23 protein-coding genes, 1 tRNA gene and 1 pseudogene are annotated in these 26,193 nt (G+C 70.5%); 8 read left to right on the top strand and 17 right to left on the bottom strand.

Going from position 1 to position 26,193, the window contains the following annotated elements; translation table 11 throughout:
* Positions 1–86 precede the first annotated feature (86 nt).
* Both ACF088_RS27435 and ACF088_RS27430 read left to right on the top strand, forming a co-directional pair.
* Positions 87–1,676 carry an alpha/beta hydrolase gene (locus ACF088_RS27435; protein WP_392378510.1) on the top strand — a complete coding sequence of 530 codons (1,590 nt, stop codon included), beginning with the start codon at positions 87–89 and terminating at the stop codon, positions 1,674–1,676.
* A gap of 103 nt (positions 1,677–1,779) precedes the next feature.
* Positions 1,780–1,853: transfer RNA gene (locus tag ACF088_RS27430), tRNA-Thr, on the top strand.
* 311 nt (positions 1,854–2,164) lie between these two features.
* Here ACF088_RS27430 and ACF088_RS27425 read toward each other — a convergent pair.
* A pseudogene (locus tag ACF088_RS27425) lies at positions 2,165–2,494 on the bottom strand (site-specific integrase); the annotation flags it as partial.
* Between the two features lie 359 nt (positions 2,495–2,853).
* On the opposite strand from ACF088_RS27425, the gene ACF088_RS27420 reads away from it, so the two are divergent.
* The 3 genes from ACF088_RS27420 (at position 2,854) to ACF088_RS27410 (ending at position 5,142) form a co-directional block, all read left to right on the top strand.
* A complete protein-coding gene (locus tag ACF088_RS27420) occupies positions 2,854–3,075 on the top strand; it encodes a hypothetical protein (protein WP_392378509.1) in 222 nt (73 codons plus the stop codon).
* 392 nt (positions 3,076–3,467) lie between these two features.
* The gene (locus ACF088_RS27415) at positions 3,468–4,664 is read left to right on the top strand and encodes a pyridoxal phosphate-dependent aminotransferase (RefSeq protein WP_392378507.1); all 1,197 of its coding nucleotides are present in this window, start codon (positions 3,468–3,470) and stop codon (positions 4,662–4,664) included.
* A 19-nt stretch (positions 4,665–4,683) separates the two neighbouring features.
* A complete protein-coding gene (locus tag ACF088_RS27410; RefSeq protein WP_392378506.1) occupies positions 4,684–5,142 on the top strand; it encodes a response regulator transcription factor in 459 nt (152 codons plus the stop codon).
* Positions 5,143–5,215: 73 nt separating this feature from the next.
* Here ACF088_RS27410 and ACF088_RS27405 read toward each other — a convergent pair whose 3' ends face one another.
* The 10 genes from ACF088_RS27405 to ACF088_RS27360 all read right to left on the bottom strand — a co-directional run bounded on the left by ACF088_RS27405 (position 5,216) and on the right by ACF088_RS27360 (position 15,125).
* Positions 5,216–5,698 carry an SAM-dependent methyltransferase gene (locus tag ACF088_RS27405; RefSeq protein ID WP_392378505.1) on the bottom strand — a complete coding sequence of 161 codons (483 nt, stop codon included), beginning with the start codon at positions 5,696–5,698 and terminating at the stop codon, positions 5,216–5,218.
* Between the two features lie 48 nt (positions 5,699–5,746).
* A complete protein-coding gene (locus ACF088_RS27400) occupies positions 5,747–7,057 on the bottom strand; it encodes an acetyl-CoA carboxylase biotin carboxylase subunit family protein (RefSeq protein ID WP_392378504.1) in 1,311 nt (436 codons plus the stop codon).
* A gap of 11 nt (positions 7,058–7,068) precedes the next feature.
* The gene (locus tag ACF088_RS27395) at positions 7,069–7,830 is read right to left on the bottom strand and encodes a class I SAM-dependent methyltransferase (RefSeq protein ID WP_392378503.1); all 762 of its coding nucleotides are present in this window, start codon (positions 7,828–7,830) and stop codon (positions 7,069–7,071) included.
* Positions 7,820–8,875: a hypothetical protein gene (locus ACF088_RS27390; protein WP_392378501.1), complete on the bottom strand. Its 1,056-nt coding sequence runs from the start codon at positions 8,873–8,875 to the stop codon at positions 7,820–7,822. Before ACF088_RS27390 ends, ACF088_RS27395 begins: the two co-directional genes overlap by 11 nt.
* Complete coding sequence (locus tag ACF088_RS27385; protein WP_392378500.1) at positions 8,875–9,924, bottom strand: PLP-dependent transferase; 1,050 nt, start codon at positions 9,922–9,924, stop codon at positions 8,875–8,877. Before ACF088_RS27385 ends, ACF088_RS27390 begins: the two co-directional genes overlap by 1 nt.
* On the bottom strand, positions 9,921–11,390 hold the full coding sequence (locus ACF088_RS27380; RefSeq protein WP_392378499.1) for a radical SAM protein: 1,470 nt from the start codon (positions 11,388–11,390) through the stop codon (positions 9,921–9,923). The genes ACF088_RS27385 and ACF088_RS27380 overlap by 4 nt, the downstream gene beginning before the upstream one ends.
* 81 nt (positions 11,391–11,471) lie before the next feature.
* Positions 11,472–11,966 carry an SAM-dependent methyltransferase gene (locus ACF088_RS27375; protein WP_392378498.1) on the bottom strand — a complete coding sequence of 165 codons (495 nt, stop codon included), beginning with the start codon at positions 11,964–11,966 and terminating at the stop codon, positions 11,472–11,474.
* A 44-nt stretch (positions 11,967–12,010) separates the two neighbouring features.
* Positions 12,011–13,087 carry a thioesterase domain-containing protein gene (locus tag ACF088_RS27370; RefSeq protein ID WP_392378497.1) on the bottom strand — a complete coding sequence of 359 codons (1,077 nt, stop codon included), beginning with the start codon at positions 13,085–13,087 and terminating at the stop codon, positions 12,011–12,013.
* A 47-nt stretch (positions 13,088–13,134) separates the two neighbouring features.
* Complete coding sequence (locus tag ACF088_RS27365) at positions 13,135–14,364, bottom strand: MFS transporter (protein ID WP_392378496.1); 1,230 nt, start codon at positions 14,362–14,364, stop codon at positions 13,135–13,137.
* Complete coding sequence (locus tag ACF088_RS27360; protein ID WP_392378495.1) at positions 14,361–15,125, bottom strand: alpha/beta fold hydrolase; 765 nt, start codon at positions 15,123–15,125, stop codon at positions 14,361–14,363. The genes ACF088_RS27365 and ACF088_RS27360 overlap by 4 nt, the downstream gene beginning before the upstream one ends.
* Positions 15,126–15,330: 205 nt before the next feature.
* On the opposite strand from ACF088_RS27360, the gene ACF088_RS27355 reads away from it, so the two are divergent.
* Together ACF088_RS27355 and ACF088_RS27350 are read left to right on the top strand one after the other, a co-directional pair.
* Positions 15,331–16,821 carry an amino acid adenylation domain-containing protein gene (locus tag ACF088_RS27355; protein ID WP_392378494.1) on the top strand — a complete coding sequence of 497 codons (1,491 nt, stop codon included), beginning with the start codon at positions 15,331–15,333 and terminating at the stop codon, positions 16,819–16,821.
* A gap of 511 nt (positions 16,822–17,332) precedes the next feature.
* Entirely contained in the window at positions 17,333–17,779 is a 447-nt protein-coding gene (locus ACF088_RS27350; protein WP_392378570.1) for an SAM-dependent methyltransferase, read from the top strand.
* Between the two features lie 14 nt (positions 17,780–17,793).
* Here ACF088_RS27350 and ACF088_RS27345 read toward each other — a convergent pair whose 3' ends face one another.
* Positions 17,794–20,823: a BTAD domain-containing putative transcriptional regulator gene (locus ACF088_RS27345; protein ID WP_392378493.1), complete on the bottom strand. Its 3,030-nt coding sequence runs from the start codon at positions 20,821–20,823 to the stop codon at positions 17,794–17,796.
* Positions 20,824–21,687: 864 nt separating this feature from the next.
* On the opposite strand from ACF088_RS27345, the gene ACF088_RS27340 reads away from it, so the two are divergent.
* Entirely contained in the window at positions 21,688–22,563 is an 876-nt protein-coding gene (locus ACF088_RS27340) for a hypothetical protein (RefSeq protein ID WP_392378492.1), read from the top strand.
* A gap of 42 nt (positions 22,564–22,605) precedes the next feature.
* Here ACF088_RS27340 and ACF088_RS27335 read toward each other — a convergent pair whose 3' ends face one another.
* The 5 genes from ACF088_RS27335 to ACF088_RS27315 form a co-directional block, all read right to left on the bottom strand.
* The gene (locus ACF088_RS27335; protein WP_392378491.1) at positions 22,606–23,814 is read right to left on the bottom strand and encodes an ATP-binding protein; all 1,209 of its coding nucleotides are present in this window, start codon (positions 23,812–23,814) and stop codon (positions 22,606–22,608) included.
* Between the two features lie 5 nt (positions 23,815–23,819).
* The gene (gene cseB, locus ACF088_RS27330; RefSeq protein ID WP_392378489.1) at positions 23,820–24,497 is read right to left on the bottom strand and encodes a two-component system response regulator CseB; all 678 of its coding nucleotides are present in this window, start codon (positions 24,495–24,497) and stop codon (positions 23,820–23,822) included.
* 11 nt (positions 24,498–24,508) lie between these two features.
* Positions 24,509–24,961: a hypothetical protein gene (locus ACF088_RS27325; RefSeq protein WP_392378487.1), complete on the bottom strand. Its 453-nt coding sequence runs from the start codon at positions 24,959–24,961 to the stop codon at positions 24,509–24,511.
* Positions 24,962–24,977: 16 nt separating this feature from the next.
* On the bottom strand, positions 24,978–25,478 hold the full coding sequence (locus ACF088_RS27320) for a hypothetical protein (protein WP_392378485.1): 501 nt from the start codon (positions 25,476–25,478) through the stop codon (positions 24,978–24,980).
* Between the two features lie 264 nt (positions 25,479–25,742).
* Positions 25,743–26,126, bottom strand: coding sequence for a hypothetical protein (locus tag ACF088_RS27315; protein ID WP_392378484.1), 384 nt, complete (start codon positions 26,124–26,126; stop codon positions 25,743–25,745).
* Positions 26,127–26,193: the final 67 nt, after the last annotated feature.

The following is a 26,193-nucleotide window of genomic DNA, read 5'->3' as shown; positions in this document are numbered from 1 at the left end:
ACCGCCCCCCCGCACTCCACCCTCCAAGGACCGACACCGCACCCACCGCACTCCACATTTCAGGGACCGAGACCAAGGGACCGTCCATGGCCACCAGCCGCCTGCTCCGCACCTCCGCCGCTCTCCTCGCGGCCACCGCTCTGCTGATCTCCGGCTGCTCCTCGGGGAGTTCTTCTTCCCCCGACGACGAGGCGTCCCCGGGCCGCACCACGGAGGCCGGCGCCCAGCGCCCCGCCGATGAGCCGACCCTCGCGCCCCTCCCAGCCTCGACCCCGGCAAGCCTCCGGTCGTACTACGACCAGAAGCTGAGCTGGCATTCCTGTGCGAGCAGCGGGTTCGAATGCGCAACGATGAAGGCGCCCCTGGAGTACTCCCACCCCGGCGGGGGTGACATCAAGCTCGCGGTCGCCCGCAAGAAGGCCTCCGGCTCCGGCAACAGGCTCGGCTCTCTCCTGGTCAATCCGGGCGGCCCCGGCGGTGCGGCGATCGACTACCTCGAGCGGTACGCGCCACAGCCCGCCGCGGTCCGTGCGCGCTACGACATGGTGGCGATGGACCCGCGCGGCGTGGCCCGTAGCCAGCCGGTCGAGTGCCTCGGCAACAAGCAGATGGACCGCTACACCCAGGTTGACCAGACCCCGGACTCACCGGCCGAGGTCAACAAGCTCGCCACCGCCTTCCGCGACTTCGCCAAGGGCTGCGCCTCCCGCTCCGGCAAGCTGCTCTCGCATATCTCCACCGTCGAGGCCGCCCGCGACATGGACGTGCTGCGCGCTGTCCTGGGTGACAAGAAACTCAACTACGTCGGTGCTTCCTACGGCACCTTCCTCGGCGCTACGTACGCCGGCCTCTACCCCTCCCGCGTCGGCCGTATGGTCCTCGACGGCGCGATGAACCCCGAGCTCGACGCCCGCGCCACCAACGTCCAGCAGACCGCCGGCTTCGACACCGCCTTCACGGCGTTCGCCGTGGAGTGCATCAAGCACAAGAACTGCCCCCTCGGTACCAAGAGCACCGAGGACGCAGCCAAGCAGCTCTCCGCCCTCTTCAAGAAGCTGGACGCCCACCCGGTGGCCACGGGCGAGGACCGGAAGCTCACCGAATCCCTCGCGACCACCGGCGTCATCGCCGCCATGTACGACCAGCGTGCCTGGCCCCTCCTGCGCGAATATCTCGCCCAGGCCAAGGCCGGCAACGGCCGAGGGCTGCTCGCCTTCTCCGACAGCTACTACGAGCGCGACTCGAACGGCTCCTACAGCAACCAGATGTACGCCAACCCTGCTGTCAACTGCCTCGACCTCGCGCCCGCCTTCACCGGCCCCGACCAGGTCCGCGCCGCCCTGCCCAGCTTCCGCAAGGCCTCCCCGGTCTTCGGCGACGCCTTCGCCTGGGCCGCCCTGAACTGCGCATACTGGCCGGTCAAGCCCACCGGCACAGCCCATCGCATCGAGGCCAAGGGCGCCGCCCCGATCCTCGTCGTCGGCACCACCCGCGACCCGGCCACCCCCTACGCCTGGGCCCAGGCCCTCGCCTCCCAGCTCTCCAGCGCCACCCTCCTCACCTACGAGGGCGACGGCCACACCGCCTACGGCCGCGGCAGCAAGTGCATCGACTCCACGATCGACGCCTACCTCCTCGAAGGCACCGTCCCCCCGAAGAACAAGCACTGCAAGTGACCCGCCTCACACCTCCGCATCCCGCTCCCCGCCCACCCCTGACCAGCTCCTAAACCGGTTACAGAGCACCCCTCTGCCATGTGTAGACTGGGCCGCGCACCACGCCGCCTTAGCTCAGTTGGCCAGAGCAACGCACTCGTAATGCGTAGGTCTCGGGTTCGAATCCCGAAGGCGGCTCGGATCAACCCCAGGACTCACTCGCCGTGACCTGGGGTTTTTTCATGTCTGGGGCATGTCGAGCCGCACGACGGGGATGCCGTGGAAGTGCCTGCGTGAGCGATGCGTAAGCGGAGCGGACCGGCGGCCTACTTCTCGGGCCTCCTCCGCTTGGTCTTCTTCTCGGCCTCGGCCTGGGCTTTCGCCCGGTCATCCGGCTTGCCCTTGCCGGCCTTCTGACCCTGGCCTTCTTGGCGGCCTTCGCGGCCTTGCGGATCGCCGTCGGCGGCCAACATGAGGGTTGCCAACATGAGGGTTGCCGCCATGAGAGTTGCCGCCATGAGGGTTGCCGGGCCGTGGCGCAGGTCATGCAGGCGGAGCGGCGGGAGGCCGGAGGCGGCGAGGAGCCGCTCGAAGGGGGCGGTCACCTTGGCTGGGTGCAGCCAGGAGCCGGCCCCCTGCGTGAAGACATGGCCGGTGTCCACCCGGGCCGAGCCCCACTCCTCGCCGTCCGCGCCCTGCCGCTCTCGGTGCTGCTTCAGGACGTTGACGGTGTCGTCGTCGAGCGCGACCACGCGGTACCCGCTGTCGGTCTTGGGGGCGGATGCCTCGATCTCCCGGCCGGGCTGCACGAGTTGGGAGGAGACGGTGAGGGAGTGGGTGCGGTCCGGTCGGGCTCGTACCCTGGCCACCCGGTTGGTACGACGGAACACCCGGTTGGTACGACGGAACAGCCGGTTGGTACGACGGAACAGCCGGTTCCGGCGGACCGGATCGGGCGGGTGCTCGCGCGGATCCCGATGAGGGGGGCGACCGGACGAACCTCTCTGTCGGGCCTGTGACCAGCATGCATACGCAAGCTCGCGGGCAATCCTTCTCGTCTCCTTCTGATCGGCTTTCGGCTCACGGCGGGTGCGCGCTGAGTCGGCGGAAGGACGTTCGAAAGCGGCCGGGTCTGAACTGTTCTTGTCTCGGGGGGCAACCCCGGCGAAGCGAAGAGCCGTGGATGAAGGAGAGCGCGATGAGGAAGACCCGGATCGTGACCCGCTCGGTGCTCGGCCTGGCCGCCGGGGCGGTGGCGGTGCTGACGGCGGTCGTGCCGGCCCAGGCCGCCACCTCGGCTCCCGGTGACACCCACTGGGACGTGACCCTGACCGCCACCGCCACCGCCACCGCCACTGGCACGGGCACCGGTGACATCCACGGGGGCACGCCCGTCGCCTCGGACGACACGCACTGGTGAGGAAGAGAGCCGGTTGTGGGCGGCAACGGGCTGCGGTGGGGCCCGGCCTGCTCACCCGACTGCTCGCGGGCAACACCTCCGGCTTCCCCGCGGACGACGACTGCCCGACCTGTCCGAGGCCCGGGTCGGCACTGCCGGCAGAAGATCGGGTACGCCAAGGCGCGGCGCCAGGGACCTGCCCGTCAAGCGGCTCTGCCCGTCGATCTCCCGGGGGGCCGCAGCCCTGTGCGGCAACCCTGGCCCGGCGCCGCCCGCCCTCCCGCTGTGCCGTCGCATGGCGGAGTCAGGCGTAACGCACGTTCGCCCCCGAAGGTTTCCTCAAGCAGGAGCACCCAGCCATGCCGTCTCACGGCCGAGCTCTCGGTGAAGTCCCTGTCTCGCCTCTCGATCGTGTGGAAGAGCTGCTGCGCGGCTCCGGGCACGCGGCTTCGATCGGCTTGCACCAGGGCAAGACCGTCTTCGAACCCTGTGCCCGTGCCCGCACTTGGGGCAGCGGGGAGTTCGGGTTCGCCCCTGACGAGCACGCTCCTCCCGGCGGCGTCCCGGCGCTGCGTGCGGCACTCGCCCAGGCCGCCACCGCCCGGCGGCAGAGTGCCGTATCCCCCGAACAGGTCCTGGTCACCAGCGGTGGCACGCAGGCCCTCGCCGCCGCGCTGCACGCGATCCTGCGGGAGGGCGATGAGGTCCTGGTGCTCTCACCGCAGTGGCTGTTCACCAACGGTCTGATTCGGGCGGCCGGTGGCGTGCCTCGCGAGGTACCGGTCTTCCTGGAGCTCGGCGCGGGCCGCGGATTCGACTTCGCCGGGGTCGTCGAGAGGGCAGTGGCACCCAGGACCCGCGCGATCTACTTCAACAGTCCCAACAACCCGACGGGTTACCGGCTGGACGGCTGCCGCCTCGGTGCGCTTGCGGACCTGGCCGAGCGGCACGGCCTGTGGCTGATCGCCGACAACACCTACGAGAACTACGACTTCACCAGGGAGGGCTTCCTCGACATCGGGGCCGTCGGTGCGACGGCGGCGCGCACCTTCTCCGTGCACAGCTTCAGCACGACGTATGCGATACCGGGCGCCAGGGTGGGTTGCCTGATCTCCCCGCCGGGGCTGACGGAGCCGCCGGCCAAGTGGTCGCAGTACAGGCCCCGCTCCGTCTCCACCCCGGCGCAGTTCGCCGTGTACGAGGCTCTGCGCACGCCGCGCGAGGAGCTCGACCGGCGCCGGGACCACGCTGCCGCGGCCGGGTGGCTCGCCGATTCGACGCTGGAGGTTCCGCACACGAAGGCGTCCGGCGGGCTGTACACCTTCCTCGATCTGAGCGCCTGGGGGGACGGCGAGCGGTTCGTTCACCGGTGCGCCGAGCTAGGTGTCGGCCTGGCCCCGGGCCGGGGTTTCGGGGCGCACTGCCGCAATTGGGCCCGTCTCTGCTTCACCGCCGCGCCATCGCAGCGGGTGGCCGAGGCGATCGAACGCATCAACACGATCTACGGGGAAGGCATCGATGAGCACGGAGACGATCACCCTCGAACGCTCGGAAACCGGTCCGCCGGCCTCCCGCGCCGATGCTCGCGGGATGCGAACGGCGATCTGTGACGGCCGGCCACTCGTATTGATGGGTTTGACGCACCTGCTGACCACCCAGTCCCCCTGTGAGGTCGTCTTCACCTCGGCCGATTCCTTTCCCGGCCCCGGGGCCGGGATCGACGTGCTGCTCGTGGCGGACACCTTGGCAACGGCCGTGCCGGAGGGGCCGGCGTGGTGCGGGAGCGCGCCGGATGTCGTCGTGGTGCGGGCCGAGGCGACCCCGGACCAGGTGCTGCGGCAGGTGTACGAGGCCGTGGACCGCCGTACGCCGGTGCCCGCGGCCGGCCGTTCGGCGCCCGGGCTGTCGCCGCGCGAGCAGCAGGTGCTCCGGTTCATCGCGTCCGGGATGACCCACGGCCAGGTGGCCCGGCGCATCGGAATCAGCCCGCACACCGTCGACACGTACGTCAAGCGGGTGCGATCCAAGTTCGGCATCGGCAACAAGGCGGAACTCACCCGCGTCGCTCTCGGCCTCCGGCCCCGGTGAAACCCGGGCCCGTACCCCCGCCCCGGCACGAGATCTTCCGGGGCGGCCCGCGGCTGCCCGCGCAAGGGGTCGGTCAGTGGTAGTGGCGCATGATGTCGGTGGCCCAGTCGGGCTGGGTGGTGGGGCCCTGGGGGCCGAATTCGGTCAGGTAGGGCTTGATGTCGAGGACGGGGGTGCCGTCGACGGCGTCCAGGCCTTGGACGTGGAGGTCGAGGCCGTCGGTCTTGATGAGGCGGCAGCGGGAGACGCCGAGCCGGTTGGGGCGGTTCTTGCCGCGCTGGGCGAAGATGCCGACCAGGGGCCAGTCGGTGTTGCCGCGTGGGTGCCGGGCCCCGGTCTGGATCTTGTCGGTGGGGACGCGGTCGAAGTGGTAGACGACTTCCAGGTGGGAGAAGGTGTCCAGGCCCGCCACCGCCTCCGGGCCGTACTGGCCGGCGTCCAGGCGGATGATCGCGGTCTCCTTGCCCCAGTCGTCGTCGCGGACCTCCGCCCGGCCGCCGACCACCCGGCCCACCGGCACCGAAACCACCGCGGCAGGAGTGCTGTTCTCGGGCATGTGCAGTGCCTTTCGTTCAAAGGGGCGGTCGGCCAAAGGGGCGGCCGGTCAGTCGAGTTGGCCCACCGTACCGAGGGCCTGCGGTACGTCGGTATACGGCACATGCGTACCGCGCCAGAAGCGGTCCAGCCGCTCGCGGAGCTGCTCCAGCAGCACGCTCAACTCGGTGTGATCGGCGGCGGATCCGTAGACCGTGCCGATCGCGCCGGTCGTGCCCCGGCGCCAGTCGGTGTGCCAGTGGGAGGGAGGGGAGACGTCGACAAGGTCGATGCCGGGCAGTTCCCCGAGGTGGTCGAGGAGCGAGGGCGGGCCGGGCCGGAGCGGGCCGAGGGGCGGGAGAAGCAGGTACTGGAAGGTCACCCGGTCCCCGTACAACCGGGCGGGGTCCGGGGAGGTGACGGGCAGGCCCAGAGCCACTCGGAGAGCGGCCGCCACCATGTCGTAGCCGGTGCGGCGCTGCACGATCTCGGCGATGAATCCACCCAGCCGCCCGTTGACCTCGATGATCCTCGGCCCGTCCGGTGTGAGCTTGACCTCGGTGTGGGTGATGCCGTGCCGGATGCCGAGGGCCCGCACCGCCGCCTGTTCCAGGCGTACGATCTCGGCGGCGAGGGCAGGTGGGACGGGGGCCGGCAGCACATGGCCGGTCTCCCGGAACGGCGGGACCAGCGGCGGCTTTCCGTTGACCGCCGCGGTCCGCGGCTCGCCGTCGACGACCAGCGACTCCACGGAGACGTAGTCGGCCCAGCCGGGGCCGGTCTGCGCGGGGTCGCCGGGCAGGAACTCCTCCAGAACGAAGTCACGGTGGTCACCCCCGGCGAACTCCGCCAGCCGCGAGCGGCACTCGTCGGCCGAGGTGACCAGGCAGGTGTCCACGCTGCCCGCGCTGTGCCGGGGCTTGAGCACGGCCGGTGTCCCGACTCGGGCGAGCGCGGCGGCGGCCTCGTCCGGGTGGCGGAGCGGGACGCAACCGGTGCGCTGGACGCCCGCCTCCCCCAGCGCCTGTCGTTGCCGGTACTTGTCGGTGAGGGCCTCCGCGGTGGCCCGGGAGTGGAAACGCACCCCGCAGTGCGCGGCCACCGCCGCGGTCAGGCGCAGCCGGTACTCGCTGAAGGTGAGGACGCCCGCGGGGTGCAGGCTCCCGGCCAGCCGGCACACCTCCGCCTCGCCGAGTCCGGACACGTCGGCGACCTCGGCGTGCCCCGCAACCTGACCCAACTCGGCTGCGGACGCCGGGTCTTCCGCCTCGTACAGGAAGACCACCCGGCACAGTCCGCGCGCCGCCGAGAGGATGCGCAGCGGACTGGCGGAGCCTCGGTCGTGGACGACCAGGAGGGTGGGGAGAGCGGAGTGTGCCACGGCAGCCTCCGTCAGGCCCGGCGGGCGGTGATGTTGAGCCGTACATAGTCGACGACCGGCTCGGGGAGGCGGGCGGCGACCTCGCGGACGAAGCGCTCGTGGTCGGACGCGGGGAGCTTGTCGAGGTGGGAGCCGAGGACCACGGTGGCCAGGTAGCTCCACAGCTGCTCGCCCGGCTCCAGCCGGGCCGGGTCGGGCAGCAGGCTGACCTCGATACCGGTGAACCCGGCGTCCTGCAGGCGCTCGGTGGTCTCCTCGACACCCGCGAAGTACCAGACCCTGTCCTTGTCATCGGTGTCGTCGGTCTTCTTGCCGAGCACCTCGTCCACGGCTGCGTTGATCCGCGCGACATTGCCCTTGCCGCCGCACTCGGCGACGAACTGGCCGCCCGGTCGCAGGTGCCGGGCCAGGTTGGTGAAGAGCGCCGCGTGATCGGTGATCCAGTGGAAGGTGGCCACGCTGGTGATCGCGTCGACCCGGCCGGATACCGGCAGGGGCCGGGTCAGGTCGGCGTTGACGACCTCGACCCGGTCGAGCCGGTCGGCCAGCTTGGTGCGCAGTTGGTCGAGCATGCGACGGGAGCCGTCGACGCCGATCACCCGGCCGTCCGGTACCAGGTCGAGCAGCGCGGCGGTGTCGCGTCCCGTGCCGCAGCCGGCGTCCAGGACGGTTTCGCCGCCCTTCAGCTGCAGCCGGCCGAGGGTGCGCTTGCCCCACTGCTGGTGCGGCAGGGGAAGCGAGTCGTACGTCTTGGCATCCCATTCACGAGGCACGGCACTGCTCCTTGGTGTCATTCCTGCGGTCGTTCTCGGTGTGCGGTACGGGGACCGGGGTGCCGTCCAGGACCAGTCGGACCTCGATCGGGTGTGCGTCCCTGACCAGCCGCAGGGCATGTCCTTCGGCAAGCCAGCGGCGTATGGCGCCGGCCGCCGCATCGCCCGCCTCCGTCGGGTCGGCGGGCAGCAACTGGACGAGGAGGTTGCGCAGTCCTGCGGGTGCGTCAGGGGAGGAGGAGTAAGGGCCGCGCAGGTCGATACGGCCGGAGGCGTGAACGGACGCGGACGCCTCGTCAGGGGTGGCGGCCCGCGGGTCGGCGAAGCCGAGAGCCTCCGCCGCCAGCGCGGCCAGGACGTACTCCTGGGCACTCGGCGCGAGGTCGGCGCCGAACAGCTGCTTGGGCTGGTCGGACTCGGCGTGCACGCCGTCGACCTCGGCGATGACGTGGGTGCCGACCTCCCACCTCACGTGGGCGGTACGCCGCCCGACGGCCGTGAACTGCTCCGTGCCGGCCGGGAGGGGACGGCTGGTGAGGTGCACGTCCTGGGCGGTCTGCACCACGGCCTCGACGTCGTTGGGTTCTTCCAGGGTGCGGTGCGCGCTGTCCCGCGCACGGGCCGCCGCGACCGCCCGCCGGGCCTGCCCGGTGGAGGCCCCACCGTCGAGACGTATCCCGTACGAGAGCCTGGCGGAGCCGTCCGCTGCGAACTCGGCGCAGGGCAGCACCTCCAGGAGCTCCGGGCCGCACCCCTCACCGGACAGCTCGGTGACCAGGCTGTCCGCCACGGACGCCCCCAGCGCCACCAGCAGCGACCCGACCGGATCGAGGTGGTCGCCGGTGCCGGGCCCGCACCGCTGGTCGATACCGAAGGCCCGGGCCACTCGGGTGGATCCGAGCCGCATCGGTTCGGTGCGTACCCGGCAGTGGTCGGCCGCCGCGGGCCGGGCCGCCACGCCGACGCTCAGCTGTGCCTCCCAGGAGTCCTCCCCGATCTGCTCGGCCAGGGTCTGCCGGGCGCGTAGATCGACGCCGTTCAGCATCACGTGTCACCTCCGTTGCTCTGCTTGAGGGCGGTGTCCAGGGCCCGCCCCAGCCGGTCGGCCAGGGCGTCGCTGCCGGTGATGCCCACCGCCAGGCGCACCAGTTGCCGCGTGATGCCCGCTTCCCGGCGGATCCGCTCGCTCAGGTGGGCGTGGCTGGTGTGGGCGGGCAGCCGGGCGGTGCCGGCGAGCGGTGTGCCGTCGCCGTCGCAGGCGGCCAGGATGCCGGACAGGTCGCGGATCTCCGGTACGACCTCGAAGGACAGCAGTCCGCCGAAGCCCCGGTGGGTTTCCAGGGCCCACGGTGCCTCGTCGAATGACGGTCGGTGTACGACCCGTACGGCGGGGTGCGCACGCAGCGTCCCGGCGACTCGCTCGGCGCCCTCCCGCTGGGCGGACACCCGCAGTTGCAGGGTGGACAGGGAGCGTTCCAGCAGGTGGGCGGCCCAGCCGTGCACCTCGCCGCCGAGCCGCGCGCACTGTTCGGCGATTCGTGGCAGATACCGGTCCAGGCCGGTGACCAGGGCGGCGCCGACGTCCCCCCAGCCGTCGAGACAGGGCGCCGTGTCCTCGATGACGATCACGGCGCCGGTCTCCAGGGGCCGCAGTTCGGCGGGTGACAGTGCGGTGTTGTCCACGGCCAGCAGCAGGTCGTTCATCTGGGCGTGGATGGCGAGCTCGTTGAGCGGGGCCGGCCGCATCAGCGGGTCGCTCAGGGACTGTGTGTACACCACCTGGGTTTCGGGCCGTACGGCGGCGATGACGGCGTCCACGTCGGTGCAGTCGACGAAGGTCACCGTGCGTCCCGAGCCGGTGAGTTCCTGGGTCAGGACGCCGCGCAGCGGGTCGCAGATCTGGTGGGAGGCGATGAGGTGACCGCCCGGGTTGGTCAGTGCGAGCAGCGTGCCCGTGGTGGCGGTCACGACTGAGGGCACGAGCAGCGCGGAGTCGGCGCGGTGCAGGGCGGCGAAGGCGTCCTCGACCCGGCGGACCGGCCCGTGGGCCGGGGACGCGGGGACGGTCGCGGGTGCGGTCTGCTGCACGGTCACCGCCGGCACACGGGCGCGTCGGACAGGCCGATGCGCTGGTGGAAGTAGTGGAAGATGATCTCCTCGTGCAGGGCCTCGCCGTCCAGGGTCGGACTGAGGGCGGTGCCGCCATCGACCTTCTCGACCAGTCCCCGCTCCAGCAGTTCGGCGAACGCGGAGGCGAACGGCTCCATCTCCAGCAGGTCGGCGCCGAAGCGCTCCTGGTAGCGGGCCAGGACGATCGGCTGATTGGCCTTGAAGTTGAAGCCGAGCGCGGTGCCGATGGCTTTGTGGCCACTGAGCCGGCGGCCGAAGTTGAGCGGCAGGCCCTCGTTGTTCTGCATGAACGACACGTACTTGCTGATGTCGGTGATGTTGTGCGTCTGGAGGAACTCCTCCTGGCCCCCGGTGAGCCAGCCGTAGGCCCCGGGACCGTAGGCGATCATGGTGTTGTAGTGCTCCCACTTGTTCTTCGAGGTCTGCGGGATGTTGCCGCCCTCGTAGGTGCCGGGGCGGCTCCACCAGCCGCAGGGGCTGGGGTGGTAGCCCTGCTCCAGCAGGACCTCGACGGCCTCCTGGCGCATCGCGTACGTCGAGTCCAGGCCCGGGAAGCGGCCCTCGCGGATGAGCCGTTCGCGCACCGCGGGGTTGTTCCAGACCGCGCGATTGCCGATGCCCATCTCCTCCCGGTCGGCGTTGCGCAGCCGGTAGATGGTGATGGTGGGGACACCGAGGCCGGTGAGGATCTCCATGTCGCGGCGTACCGACTCCGGGGTCTGGTACGGCAGGCCGAACATCATGTCGACATTGAAGGGGCAGCCGGTGGCGAGCAGGTTCTCGACGGCCTCGATCGACTGGGCCGCGGAATGGCGGCGCTTGGTGAAGTCGTTCACCTCGTCCTGCAGTGACTGCACACCGAGACTGAACCGGTTGAAGCCCAGCTCACGTGCGGTCTCCAGGTGGTGGCGCTGGAAGTTCTCCGGGTTGCCCTCGATGTTGAACTCGATGCCGTCCGACAGTTCGTAGTTCTCCCGGACGTGCTCGACCAGCGGCCTGATGAAGTCGGGGCTGTTGAGCAGCAGGGCCGCGGTGCCGCCGCCGATGTAGAAGGACTCGATGCGGGCTCGGGGGATCCAGTCGTAGCGGTCCAGGTAGCGGCGGGACTCCTCGATCAGCAGGTCGGACCACAGGCGCAGGGCGCCGTCCTCCTTGCCGCGGGGCACGAGCCGTTTGACGTAGTTGCAGAAATGACAGATGTAGTTGCAGAGCGGGAGGTGGAAGTACAGGTGCGCCGGGTGGCCCGCGCCGGGGAACGTGCCGTACTCCGCGGCGAGTTCGTCACTGCCGAGCCGGTCGCCCTCGTTCGAGGTGACGTTGATGTTGTACTCGTCGCGGGGGATCTGAAGCTGCGGGTTGCGGTCGAGGAGACGGCCGAGGTTGAGTTCGAGATCGACCGGGGTGCCGCCGGTGGTGGTGCGGACGGACATGTGACTCCTTGGTGGTGGAGGGCCCGGGGTGGCTTGTGGCCGGACCGGGCGTGAGGAGTGGCACGAGGACTGGGTGCGTCGTCAGAGGCTGTAGTAGCGGGACATCGCCGCGTGGAGCCAGGTCGGCTCGCGGACCGTCTCGGCCTCCGGCCGGAAGAGTCGCTGGTAGGGCTTGATGTCGAGGACCGGCGTGCCGTCCAGCGCGTCAAGTGCCCGTACGTGCAGGGTCAGGCCGTCGACGCGGACCAGCTCGCAGCGCGAGACGCCGAGCCGGTTGGGGCGTTCCTTGAGCCGTTGGGCGAGGATGCCGAGGCGGGGCAGGTCGGTGCGGCCCCGGGGGTGGCAGTCGCCGGTGACGGCCGCGGTCTCGGGGACCAGATGGAAGTGAAAGACGATTTCGAGGTGCGAGAACTCCTCCAGGCCGGTCACGGCCTCGGGCTGCAGCCGCTCGGGGTCCAGCTCGATGATCGAGCTGACACCGCCCCAGTGGTCGTGTTCGGGCACGCTGCGGGGCGAGCGGACGACGCCGATGGGGTGGACGACGTACGAGGGCGAGGTCCCGTGGGTCTCCTGCATGGGTACTCCGTTCCGGGGGGCGGCGGTCATCCATGGGGCGGCCGTCAGGAGGCCAGGGCGGCCGCAGACCTCACGTCGAGCTGCTCGCGCAGCCGGCGGCCCAGGACCTCGACCTGGCCGGGTTCGACCATCGAGAAGTGGTTGCCCGGGACGTCGAGGACGACGGCCTGCTCCGCGACCTCGCTCCAGCCCAGGTCGTCGGGGAGCGTGCCGCCCTCCAGGGAGCGGTCGGTGACGCGGAAGACGGTGACGGGGCCGTCGTACGGCTTGATCTTGTAGGCCGTCAGGGCGTCCAGGTTGAACTGATACATGTCGACCATGCGGCGCAGCCGGTCGGCGTCGAAGTCGGCGGGCATGGTGCCGGCCGCGACGGCCCGCTCCACCAGGACCTGCGCCCGGGTGCCGGGGTCCAGCCCGCGCAGCCAGTCGACGTCCAGCTCCAGTTTGAGCCCGCGCCACAGCAGGGCGCGCAGCGCGAAGTCCGGATCTCCGCTGGGCTCGACCGTGATGCGGGTGTCCAGCAGGCCGACGAGTCCGACGCGCTCACCGCGCTCCCTGAGGCGGCGGGCGATCTCGTAGGCGAGCAGTCCGCCCATCGAGTAGCCGATCAGGTTCCATGGGGCGCCGTCGGGGTGGACGGTCCGCAGTTGCTCGATGAAGTGCTCGGAGATCTCCTCAAGCGAGGAGAGAGGTTCCTCGCCGGGCAGCAGACCGAGCGACTGTACGGCCCAGAAGGGCTGGTCGAGGCCCATGGCACGGGCGATGGGCGGGTAGAGCAGTACGGTTCCGGACACGGGCGGCAGGGCGTATACGGGGCTGCCGCCCGAGCCCTGCTGGACGCGGACCAGCTGGCCCTGCCGTTCGGCCGCGCCACCTCGGACGATCTCCGCGAGTTCGGCGACCGTGGCCGCGGAGAGCAGGTCCGCGGCGGTCAGGTCGACCTGGAAGAGCCTGCGCACTTCCACGGTCAGCTTGATGGCGAGCAGCGAGTGGCCACCGAGCGAAAAGAAGTCATCGTGGATGCCGACGTCGTCGCGGCCCAGCAACCGGCGCCACATATCGATCAGTTGGAGTTCCACGCCGTCCCGGCCGAGGACGGTGGTGGTGTCGGGGTGGGTCATCGTCTCCCTCGTCTGACATGTCGTAGGGGATGTGCGGCACGGACCGTTCAGGCGGCGGTCGCGGCGGCTGCCCGGGCCCCGGCCATGCGGCCCTCGGCCCAGCGCACCGCGGGTGCCATCGCCAGCCCGCCGGCCAGGAACACCGCGCCCAGGACCATCCAGCCGGGCGTGCCCCAGTCGATGAGGAGCAGGGTCAGCGAGACCGGGCCGAACATCTGGACAGCAGCGATCCCGGTGTTGAACAGGCCCTGGTACTGGCCCTGTTGGTCCGCCGGGGCGAGTTCGTAGCCGATCACCCAGGAACCGGCCGACTGGACCATCTCGCCGTACACATGGAGTGCCGCGGCCACCGCCAGCGTCGCCGTCGCCGCCACCGGGCCGCGCCCGGCCGACAGGGCGAAGGCCGCGCAGCAGCCGAGCAGGGCCACTCCGGCGATGCGGAAGGCGCGGACGGCGGAGCGCAGTCCGTCGATCTTCTTGGTGAGGGGAACCTGCAGGCCGACGACGGCGAGGGTGTTGAGGAGCAGCAGTACAGCGGTGAGCGCGGGCGGTGCGCCGGTGTGGAGCGCGATCCACAGCGGGAGGATCACTTCAAGGATCGGGATGTGCAGCAGCATCACCATGTTCAGCGCGGCGAGCAGCGCGTACGGGGTGTCGCGCAGCACCGCAAGCCGCGGTTCGCCCGGTGTGCGCCGGGGGGCGGGCGGTGCGGCGGGCAGCCGCAGGAACAGCAGGCCGCAGCCCAGGAAGCTCAACGCGTCGAGAAGAAAGGTGAGCCGGTACGCCGTTCCGGTGTCCCACAGCAGGGCCAGACCGCCGAGTCCGGCGCCGGCCGAGACGCCCACATTGGTGACGACGCGGATCTTGGCGCGGACGCGGACGAGGTTGTCGGCGTTCAGAACGGCCGGGATCAGCGCCTGCCGCGCCGCGTGGGCGCCGCGTTCGAACAGGGCGTACAGGAAGGCGATCACGACGAACACGGGGAAGGAGCCGGTCGTCAGGTAGGCGCTGGTGGCGAGGCCCGCGAGGGCGAGGAGTGCTGCCGCGGTGCCGCGCGGGCCCCTGCGGTCGGCGAGGTGGCCGAAGGGGACGCCCGCGAACAGGCCCGCGATGCCGGCGATGGTCAGGCCGAGGCCGAGCTGGGACGGGCTGAAGCCCACGATCCGGGTGAAGTAAAGGGCAGAACAGGTCAGGAAGGCGCCGTTTCCCAGGGAATTGAGGAGTGTTCCGAGAATGAGGGTGCGGCCGGGGCCGTCTTCGATGAGGCGGGACGTCATGCGGATTTTTCCTTCGCACCGTTTCCGTTTCCGGAAAGCCCGGCGAAATGGTCCCGATAGAATGCGCGCATCACCGACGTGATCTCCTCCGTATTGCGGTAGCAGTCGGCATGCGATCCTCGGACGGTTTCCAGCCGGAGCATTCCGCCGCTCCGGCCGGAGAGGCGCTCGCGTTCACCGGCCAGGATGTTGCCGCTGTCGGTGCCGGCCAGCACCAGCATCGGGATGCCGAGCCGTTCCAGCAGGTCCGGCAGGTGCCCGAAGTCGTAGGTCCAGCGCAGCAGGCTGCCCTCGGCCCATTCGTCGGCCACGTGCAGAGTGGGGTGCGCGTCGAAGGATTGGTCGATCACCACCAGGCTGCGCACCCGGGACGCCCCCCAGGTGACCGCGGAGACGGCCGCCACCAGCCCGCCGTACGAGTATCCGACCAGGTGCAACTCGTCCGGGAAGATGTCGGCGATGCGATGGAGGTCGGCGGAGAAGTCGAGTACCGAGTAGCCCCAGTCCGGCTGGTGGCTTTTGCCGTGGGCTCGCAGCGAGGGGTGGACGGCGACGGAACCGGCCGGGCACAGGGCGTCACCGAGCGGCCGCAACTGGCTTTTGTCGCCGCCGAATCCGTGCAGCAGGAGCATGCTGCCCGGGGCTCCGCCGGCCCCGGAGAGCCCGGGAACGGCGTCGTGGTCCAGCAGTTCGACGCCGCTGCCGTGTCCCGCCAGGGCCGGTGCGGGCAGAATGCGGTCTTCCGGTCCGGCAAAGCTCATGGACATCAACCCCCTTGAGGAAAGCCGAGGTGGCTGCCCGGCCACACCAGATTCCGGTTCGGTCGTGGGAAAGGTCAATGCCGGTCACTGTCCCCGGATTCTGGTACGTGACAACAGGAGTGAAGGAGATCGAATATCTGTGGTGGGTGGCCGGAATGCCGGTCGGCCCGGTCGTCGTTCCGCCGGCAGAACTGGAGGGATTTCCATGGGAGTCGGACTCATCCACCAGGCCGTCGCGCACCGGGCCCGGACGGAGCCGGAAGCACCGGCGGTGGTGGACGGCACCGTACGGCTCGACTACGCCACCCTCGACGCAGCGGCGGACGCCTGGGCGGCCCGGCTGGCAGCGGCCGGCGCGGCGCCGGGCACGCTGGTCCCCGTCCTGCTGCCGCGCTCGGCCCGGTTGTACGTCGCGCTGCTCGCGGTCCTCAAGTGCGGTGCCGGGTATGCCGCCCTCGACCCCAGGTGGCCGCAGGAGCGGATCGACTCCGTGCTCCGGCAGCTGGGCGGCCCCGTGCTGGTGACCGACGCCGACAGCCTGTCCGGGTGGCCCGTGTGGCGGCCCCCGGGCGACTTCGCCGCCCGGTGCGGCGCGGGTGCGTTCCGCGCGTACGACGGGCCGTCCGACGCTCCTGCCACGGTCTTCTTCACGTCCGGCACCAGCGGCACACCCAAAGGCGTGGTGTCCCCGCACGCGGCCACCACCCGCCTGTTCACCGCAGACGGGCCCCTCGCCTTCGGCCCCGGCGCCGTCATGCTGCAGGCGGCCCCGTCGGCCTGGGACGCCTTCTCCCTGGAACTGTGGGGGATGCTCACCACCGGCGGTACCTGTGTCACCGCCTCGGAGGACTACCTCCTCCCGGACACCCTGCGACACCTGATCGATACCTGCGCGGTCGACAACGCCTGGCTCACCGCCTCCCTGTTCAATCTGTTCACCGAGATCGACCCGGACTGCTTCCGGGGCCTCGGGACCCTCTACATCGGCGGGGAGCGGCTGTCGACCGCGCACGTGGACCGGTTCCTCGCCGCCCACCCCGGCGTCCGGCTGGTCAACGGCTACGGCCCGGTGGAGAGCTGCGTGTTCGCCACCGTGCACCCCGTCACCGCACAGGACTGCCGGGCGGAGCGCGGCGTCCCCATCGGCCGCCCGGTACCCGGTACCGGAGTGCACGTCCTGGACGAGAGCGGGCGGGAATGCCCGCCCGGGGGCGTGGGCGAGCTGTGCCTCAGCGGCGCCGGCCTGGCACACGGCTACCTCGGCGACCCGGCCCTGACGGCCGCCCGCTTCCACGAGAGCGGGCCGGGCGGCACCCGTCTCTACCGGACCGGCGACCACGGCCTGAGGGACGCCGACGGTGTCTTCCACTTCACCGGGCGGACCGACCGTCAGGTCAAGATCCGCGGCTATCGCATCGAGCCGGAGGAGATCGAGGCGCACGCGGCCCGGCTGCCCGGGATCACGCACTGTGTGGCCGTCCCCGTGCCCGGCCAACTGGGTAACTACGACCGCCTCGCGCTGTTCTACACCTCCTCCGGCGAGGCCGCCGACGACCCGGGGCTGCTGCGCCGTTCCCTGGGCCTGCGACTGCCCGCGCACGCGGTGCCGGACGTCGTACGGCGCGTGCACCGGCTGCCGGTGACGGCCAACGGCAAGGTCGACCGATCGGAGCTGCTCGCCACGCTCACCGGCTGACCGCCGCGCTCACCGGCTGACCGCCGCGCTCACCGGCCGACCGCCGCACCGGTCCCCGTATCCAAGCCGAGAAAGGCACCCTTCCATGCCCGTCATCACCCTGCTGTCCCCCGACCCGAGCCCCGGCAGTCCCGCCCTGGCACACCTCGCCGAAGCAGTCACCGGACTGCTGGGCATTCCTCCGCAGCACTGCTGGATGACCTGGCAGCAGCTCGATGCCGATGCGGCGCACCGCCCCGAATGGGATCGCACCACACCCGCGACCGCGCCCGGGCGGCCCGAGACCTCCGCCCGCCCGCGTGCCCCGATCGGCTTCGTCACCTGCAAGGACACCTACTCACGGGAGACGGTGGGCCGACTTCTGCGGCTGCTGCGCGACGAGTTGAGGACCTTGTTGGGAGTGCCGGGGGACGAGGTCTATCTCGTGGTGCGCCGGGCGGTGCCGGGTGAGCTGCTGGTCCGGGGCGATGTGTGGGCCGGGGACGAGCCGGCCTCGGCCGCGGTGGTTTCGGTGCCGGTGGGCCGGGTGGTCGGCGGCCGGGCGGAGGTCCGCGACGACGACTGGGCCAAGGAGACCGCGATCATCCGCCTGGACGCCGGCCAGTACGGCCCGGAGGCGGTGGCGGGCCTGGACACCTTCTCCCACCTGGAAGTCGTCTACCACTTCGACCGCGTCCCCACCGACAAGATCCAGACCGGGGCCCGGCACCCACGCGGCAACACCGACTGGCCCCTGGTCGGCATCTTCGCCCAGCGCGGCAAGAACCGCCCCAACCGGCTCGGCGTCTCCCGCTGCCGCCTCATCAAGACCGACGGCCTCGACCTCCACGTCCAAGGCCTGGACGCCGTCGACGGCACCCCCGTCCTCGACATCAAGCCCTACCTGACCGAATTCGGCCCCCAGGGCCCCACCACCCAGCCCGACTGGGCCACCGACATCATGCGCCACTACCACTGACCGAACCCGCCTGGTCAGCAGCGATTGGGCTGAGGACCGTCGCTCCAAGCGGCGCTCGGGCCCCCGGCCTCGACCATCAGGTCCTCGGTGCGTTCCAGCCATGACGTGGAGCCGAGCTCGGCGAACAGGTCCCGTGCCGCTTCAAGATGCGTGGCGGTCAGCTCGTAGTCGCCCCGCGTCAGTGCGATTTCGGCCAGCGCGTAGCGCGATTTGGCCTCGACGACCCGCTCGCCCACCCGCCGTGACAGGTTCAGCGCACGGGCCAGGGTGTCGGCGGCGCTGTCAAGCCGCTTCTCCTGCCGGCGGACCGAGCCGAGGCCGTACAGCGCATACGCCTCGCCGATCCGGTCCCCGCTGCCCCGTACGATCCGCAGAACCTCCTGGAGCGCCTCCTGGGCCTGTCGCGGCTGTTCGACCGCGAGGTGCAGTTCGGCGAACCGCTGCAACACCTGGGCCTGGACGCGACGGCAGTTTTCCTCCCGGGAGATGGTGAGGGCCTGTTCCAGGAGGGTGCGTGCCCGCTCGATGTTTCCCGAGGCCAGCCAACAGCCGGCCAGGCTGCGCATGATGTGGGCTTCGCCGATCCGGTCGCCGACCAGCCTGGTGATCGCCAGTGCCTCGTCGTACTTCTCCCGCATGGCGGTGTCGTCGCCGCGCACGCTGTCCAGGTGGGCGGCGTTGCGCAGCACCAGGGCGCGCCCGTGATCGTGTCCTTCCGCCTCGAACAGCTGCCGCGCCTTGCCGAAGCACTCGTCCGCCTGCTCCATACGGGTCTGGAACATGTGCAGGGTCCCCAGGGAGTAGAGCATCGCGGCCTGGCCGATACGGTTACCGGCCCGGGCCGATGCCTCGTGCGCCAGGCGCGTGGTCTCCTCCCAGTCGTCGAAATACCCCTTCGCCTCGAACAGCGTGACGGAGGAGAGGGCAAGGTCCCAGCACAACTCGTGCATCCCGGCGGCGGCTGCCTGCCGCACAGCCGTCACCAGCGCCTGCCGCTCGCCGCTCAACCATGTCATCGGCCGCGGGACGGGCTCCACATCCGCGCTCTCGGGCAGCCTCCAGCGCTTCGCGCTGCCGTGGATGATGGTGTAATCCCCGCCGTACTCTTCCCGGTGGGCCTCCTCGACCAGCGAGAGCCAGCCTCCCAGCACCCTTGCCAGGGCGGCATCCTGTTCCTCCGGTGGTTCGGTCGCCACCAGTTCCTCGCGCGCATAGGCACGCACCAGATCGTGGAAGCGGTAGCACGGCCGAAGCGAACCGGGGTACTGAACGGTGTCCATGACCTGGGCCTCGACCAGGAGGTCAAGGATGTCCTCCGCCGACGCGAAGTCGGTGTCCAGCAAGGCTGCCGCGACCCAGGCCGGTGAGGCGGGCGCCTGCACCAGGGAGAACAACCGGAACAGCCGCTGCGCCGACGGCAAGAGCGCCCGGTACGTCAGGCTGATGGTGGAGCGCAGTTCCAGACCGCGGTAGCTCAGCTCGTCCAGGCGCCGACGCTCGTCCCGCAGGCGCTGGACCAACCACTCGACCCGCCAGTGAGGGTGGGAGGCCAGCCGGGCGCCGGCGATCCGCAGCGCCAGCGGCAGTGCGTCGCACAGGTTCACCAGTTCAACAGCTGTGCCGAGTTCTGCCTGCACCCGCTCACGGCCGATGATGCCGGCCAGCAGTTCGAGGGCGTTGGCCATGTCGAACACCGTGAGATCGATGCTGCGGACGCCGGGCACGCCCGCCAGCCGGGCCCGGCTCGTGATGATCACCGCGCAGGTCGCACTTCCCGGCAGGAGCGGTGTCACCTGCTCCGCACTGGTCACTCCGTCCAGGACCACGAGCACGCGGCTGTCCGCCAGCCTGCTGCGGTACATCTCGGCCCGTTCCTGGGCATCGTCCGGAACTGCCTTGGCCGGTATCGTCAGAGCGCGGAGGAACCGGGCCAGCAGTGCCGTGATCTGTCCGTCGCCGGACGCGGTGTGCAGGTCGGCGTAGAGGTGGCCGTCGGGAAAGTGTTTGCTCACCTCGTAGGCGGCGCGTACGGCCAGGGCCGACTTTCCCACGCCCCCGGGGCCGGAGATGTCCACGATCGGAACGGCGTAACCCGGGGTCTCCGTCCGGGAGCAGGGTTCGAGCAGATCCTTGATCTTGTCGAGTTCACCATGCCGCCCGGTGAAGTCGCCGATGCTCGCCGGTAGTTGACGCGGAATGAGGCAAAACCCGCTCTCGTGGGCTTCCGGGGCGTCGGACCGGGCCGAGGACAGAGCGGGGGCGCCTCTGTCCGGGGAAGGGGCTGGAAGATCGAGTGCCGGAGACTGCCTCAGCACCGCTTGCTCCAGGTCGCGGAGCTCCTGCCCCGGCTCGATGCCCAGCTCTTCGGCGAGGGCCTTGCGCGCACGCTGGAACGCCTCCAGCGCCTCGGCCTGCCGCCCCGAGCGGTACAGCGCCAGAACGAGAAGCTCATAAAGGCGTTCCCGAAGGGGATGCTGACCGATCAGAGCCGTCAGTTCGGCACAGACCTCATCGTGCCTGGCGAGCATGAGGTCGAGGCGGACACGCTCCTCAAGAACGGACAGGCGCGTGTCGTTGAGATGTGTGGCCGCATGCTGCACAGGGTCGTTCAGTACGCCATCCAGGGCCGGGCCGCGCCAGAGCTCCAGGGCCTTGTGCAGGGTTGCCGCCGCCTCCGCGATCCGGTCCGCCCGGGTGTCTTCTCGCGCTCCGGCGACCAGCCTGTCGAACTCCAGGCTGTCCACGCTGCCCGTGTCCATTTCGAGGACGTAGCCGGGGGCACGGGTTTTGATGGCGTGGGGCCGGCCGGCCTGGGCGAACTGCTTCCGGAGCGTCGAGATGGCGACCTGGATCTGGCCGCGTGCGGTGGTGGGAGGCGAGTCGCCCCACACTGCATCGATCAGTTGTTCCGTGGATGCGGTGCGGTTGATGTTCAGCCCCAGCATCGCCAGGACCACTCGCTGACGTGGCCCACCGAGGTCGAGCGAACGGCCTTCGTGGACCAGTTCAACCGGCCCCAGCAGCCGAAGGACTATTTCGTCCACTCGCCCCTCCCCGTACATGCATCGCGATCAAGGATCGGCACCATAGCCCTCGGCGGGAGCTGACATCCGGATGAATGCCAGGAGTTTCCCGATAAATGGCACATGAGTGGCCCGGCGCCAGCTTTCTCTCCGGCTGGGCCGTACAAGCTGTGTCGAGACAGGATCGACTCAGCGAATCAGGTTCTGAGGGCGGTGATCAGAAACCCATGAGGGTGCGCCCGCCCAGCCGTTGAGGCCGGCCTTGGACAAGCCCCCGTCGAAGCGCCGTCGGGCGGCAGGACGAACTGGTACCCCCGCAGGTGGGGGTACCGTCGTGCCGGGCGGTGCCGGGCACGACCGCCCGGGGAAGCCTACGGATCCGGATGCGATGGAGCCGGATTTGGGGCCCGATCGTGCCCCCAACTGCAACTTCTCATGTCTGCCCCCGCTCAGCCCGGCGCGGGCGATGCCGCGCACATACGCAAACTCAAGCGCACGCCGGCTGGCGCGTGTGGTCAGGAAGTACCAGCCGGACCGAACGCGTGTCCATAATTGCACATACGCGCAACACCGTGCGTGGCGCAAGAGCTGCCCCAACGCCCCCACGCCCCCACGCCCGCACCGGAACCGCGACCGCACGCCGGAAGCAGGCCGTCCGGCCGACAAGCGCCGCGGGTCCCAAGGCCCGGCGCCGCCGACCGGCGCCCGCTGGCCTGGATGTCTGTACTCGCCGGCGCTTGTGCCGGATCTGCAGCAATCGATCGACTCTGCGGGGCCAACCCTCTGACCTGCGGCTCTCTGGCGGCGCCCGCACCTGGCACTATTCCTGGGACGTGGACGACCGCCTCGGCACGGTCGCCCTCCAGGACGGCACCGTGGGGCGGGATGCATACGAACCATTCAGGCGACGCATACGCATCGCCCCGCGGACGCCTGCGTGAGGCGCTGATGCACGTCGGGGAGAAGGGACACATACCCGAGGCCGACCTCAGTGCCGCAGTCCGAACCGCGCTGCGTGAGCTGGCCGTGGACGTGCTGGGTGAGCGCTCCCGCGTCGAGCTGGTCACCGTCGGCGAGGGGGACCACCCCTGGGGGCGAAGTGTCGGTCTTCGTCTCGCGGACTATGACGCAGGGCTGCCGGAGCTGCTCTGGTGCGCAGGCGAAAGTGATCTCCCGCCCGAGGTGCAGGAGAAGTGTCCGAGTCTGAGCCAGGAGGAATGGGAAGCCGGACTGCTGGTCGCCAAGCTCGTTCTCACGGTGCTTGCGTCGGAGCCCGGCCCTGTGTCCGGCTCCGTGGGCTCTGTGCCCGGCCCTGTGCCCGACGATGGCGCAGAGCGCCGGCTGCACGCCTCTCGCCCGGCCCGGTCGATATCGACGGAGCGTTTCTACCGAGCGTTGGCCGCGATCGCGGAAGGCAATGACCTGCATCCGGACGACATCACTGCACAGCTGCGGACCACGCTCCTGGATTTCGCGTCGGAGACTCCCGACAACAAGGACGCCGTGCAGCACATTGCCGTGCAGCACATTGCCGTGCGGCACACGGAACAGCCGTGGCAAGGGGCGCGTTTGTGTCTCGGACGCTCGGGGTTCGCGTTCACACAGGTACTGCTGAGCGCTGAGGGCTGCTCTGTTCCCAGCTGTGTGCGCGACGCATTCCCGGATCTGACCCAGGACGAATGGAACGCCGTCATTCAAGTAACCGGGCTGGTTCTCTTGGCTTTCGAGGCCGATCCGGTCTCCGTACGGGACAGCCCTTAGCGGCGGAGCGTCACGCGTAGGCCCCGGGGGCGCCCTGATTCTTCACGAGCTCCCGGGGCCGAGGTGCAGGATCGCCAGCGCGCCCCCGTCCGGGGGGTTTTCGTAGGTCACCCGGGCGTTCAGGACGCGGGCCTGACCGGTGACGAGGGTGAGGCCCAGGCCGATGCCGGCGCCTCGTTCGCGTGCGCCGGTGCGGAAGCGCTGGGGGCCGTTGGCGAGGAGTTCGGCGGGGAAGCCGGAGCCGTGGTCGCGTATGCGGATTGCTGTGGCGTCGACTTCCAGCGTCACGGGTGGGGCGCCGTGGACTCGGGCGTTGGTGATCAGGTTGGCAAGGATCCGTTCGACGCGGCGGGGGTCGGTCGTCACGGGTGCTTCGTGGTGCACCGTGACCCCGACGTCCCCGCCCGTCAGGGTGGCGGCCCGGTGCGCCAGGGTGCTCGGGAGGATCTTCTCGTGTTGGGCCTGCTCGGCGCCCGGGACATCGAGCCGGGCGACTTCCAGGACGTTCTCCACCAGGGTGCGCAGGGTGTCCACACCCCCGCTGACCAGCTCGGTCGGGCGGCCGGGCGGCAGGAGCCCGACGGCGGTCACCAGGCCGGCCACGGGCGTGCGCAGCTCATGGGCGATGTCGGCGGTGACCTGCCGTTCCGCCTCCAGGCGGGCGCTCAGGGCATCGGCCATCGTATTGACGGCGGCGCCGAGCCGGGCGATCTCGTCCTTGCCCTTCGGCCGGACCCGGTCCGTCAGATCGCCGTCCGCGATCCGCTGCGCGGTGTCCGCGGAAGCGGTGATGCGCCGTCCGGTGCCGGCCGCCGCGACGATGCCCAGCACACAGCCGAGCGTGGTGATGGACGCGCCGGAGCCGACCAGTACCCGGTCGAGTTCGGCAAGGGCGCGGGCCTGGGGGGCGTAGGAGCGCCGGACGGCGAGGATGTCGCTGCCGCTGCGGGTGGCGGCCCACAGCACCGGAGTCCCGGATCCGCCGCTGCTCTGGAGGCAGGTGGCCCGCACGGGGCGGTCGGTGACGGTCTTGCGGAGCGCGGCGGGCAGGTCCGGCGAATTGACCAGGGCGCCGCTGTCGATCCCCGCTGCATAGGCGCCGACCGCCTCGACGAGCCGGGCGTCGATCACATGGGCCGCGCTCTTGCGCTGGTCCTCTGCGGTGAGCTGGTGCACCAGCAGCCCGATGAGCGTGGCGACGATCCCGGCCGTCCCGGCGATGACCAGGGCGGTCTTGGTACGCAGTCCCATGATGGTCAGGGTGCGAGCTTGTAGCCGAAGCCGCGGACGGTGACGATGCGGCGGTGGCCGATCTTGGCGCGCAGCCGCAGCACATGGACGTCGACGACACGGGGGTCGCCACCGCACGCGTAGTCCCATACGCGTTCCAGCAGCGTGGTGCGCGACAGCACGACGCCGGGCTCGGCCGCGAATTCGAGGACCAACTTGCGCTCGGTGGGGGTGAGGTCGAGGAGCCGGCCGGCCCGGTGGATGTCCATGGAAGCGGTGTCCACGGTGAGATCGCCGAACCGCAGCAGCGTCTCGTCCTCGGGCGGGCCGGTCTCGGTGACGTCCGTGGTGCGGCGCAGCGCCGCGCGTATACGGGCGACGAGCACCGGTATGTCGTACGGCTTGGTGAGGTAGTCGTCGGCGCCGGCTTCGAGGCCGAGGACGACATCCACCGGGTCGGTGCGGGCGGAGAGCATCAGCACCGGCAGCCGACTCACCTCACGGATGCGGCGCACCACGCTGACCCCGTCGAGGCGGGGCAGCATCACGTCCAGGAGGGCGATATCGGGGACACGGTCCCGGAACTGCGCCAGCCCGGCGTAGCCGTCGGCGGCCGTGCGCACCTGGTATCCGTAGCGCTCCAGGGACAGCTGGGTGGCCTCCCGCAGCAGGGGGTCGTCCTCCACGAGCAGCACATCGGTCATCGCTTGCGTTCCTAGGGCTCGGGGACGGGCAGCTTGACCTCGCGCAGCTCGGCCGCCTGGTCGGGCGGGAGGTGGTGGGAGGTCCGTACGACGGCGCGGGTGTAGTACGAGACGTTCTCTCGGTGCTGCAGACGGCCGAGTTCGATGGTGGCCCGATATCCCTTCGCGGGACAGTGGGGGATGCACCACATGCCGGTCAGCCGCCCGGTGGCGACGGCCGTCGGCTTTCCCCACGCGCGCCAGCTGAGCCGGGAGACCGAGGAGAACTCGGTGAGGGCGAACCCCGTGGGGCGGGTCAGCGGATGGCCCAGGGTGTCGGAGACGTAGACCGGTCCGGGGATCTGGCTGGGGCTGGGCGCGGGGCCCTCGACGTGGGGCGTTTCGGGGTTGCCGCACCCGGTGAGGCCCACGGCCGCCAGCACCAGCGCGAAGACGGTGGTGCCGGCGGCCGTGGGCCTGTGCATCGGGAGCCTTTTACCGTCAGGTGGTGGCGAGGGGGTGCTTGCCCTGGAGGTCCTCGGAGTCGTACGCACCCGAGCCCCCGGCCAGCTTCAGGGTGAAGGAGGAGAAGACCTTCTTGCCGTTCACGGTCTTGGGGTCCGAGAGCGTGAGGGTCCCCTTCAGCGGCTTCTCGAGGCAGGTTTCCAGGCACCAGTTGCCGGTGACCTCGCCGGTGGCGACGGCCTTCTTCGTGTCCCACTGCTTCCAGTTGAGGTCCCCGACCGAGGTGAACTCGGAGAGCACCAGGTCCTTGGGGCTGCGGTCGGCGCGGCCGTGGTCGGCGTTCTCCTCGCCGGAGTGGTTCATCACGTAGGGGGTGTCGGCGGCGCGGGTGGCACTCGCAGTGTGAGCGGTGGGCGCCGAGGCGGTGGCGGCGTTCGCCGCGTTGGCGGTGGCGAAGGTGCCGAGGACGGCGACACAGGACAGCGCGGCGCCTATGGCCGTCTTGTGGCGTCGGGTCATGTTCGTGGTGCGATTCATGGTTCTCGCTCCAGTTCGTTGGATCGGTCGGCACGAATGAAGCTATGAGTGACGTTTCTCGATGGGCTGTCAGCTGTGTAACAGCCGTACATCGACGGCTGTTACGTGACCTATACATGGGCGGGGAGGGCCGTAACGGAGACGACGGGGCCGATCGTTCAGGGGGAAAGCGCAGGTCAGAGGGAGCAGGTGCTCAGGCGGCTCAGGCGGCTCAGGCGGCGCGGGGTGCGGAGGGGCGGGTGCGCGGGTGCGCGGGTACGGACCTCACGTGAGGCCACTCGGCATCACGGCCCGGATGCAGCGCTTTACAGCGGCAGAAACAGCAGCAGAAACAGGACCGGCCGAGACGGCGGCAGGACCGGAGGACCGGCCGAGACGGCGGCAGGACCGGAGGACCGGCCGAAACGGCGGCAGGACCGGCAGGACCGGCCGAAACGGCGGCAGGACCGGCAGGACGCCGAGGACGAGTCCAGCCGTCGCGACGGTGACCATGTGGTCGGGATCGAGACAGCTCTGCAGCATCTGGATGCCCATGGGAAGTGTCATCAGCCGCGGGTTGGCGGTGGAGGCCATGGAGGTGGAGGCCATGGCGCTGGAAGGCGTGGCGGTGGGGGCCAGGGCGGCGGAGACCATGGCGGTGGTGCGCACGGATGGAGGGCCGTCCGGGGAGCCGCCGCCCGCCCGCTCCATCCGGCTGCCCACCCTCGCTGACCTG

The organism is Streptomyces sp. NPDC015125 (assembly GCF_043080045.1).
Lineage (GTDB): Bacteria > Actinomycetota > Actinomycetes > Streptomycetales > Streptomycetaceae > Streptomyces.
This window is presented reverse-complemented; position numbering and strand designations above follow the sequence as displayed.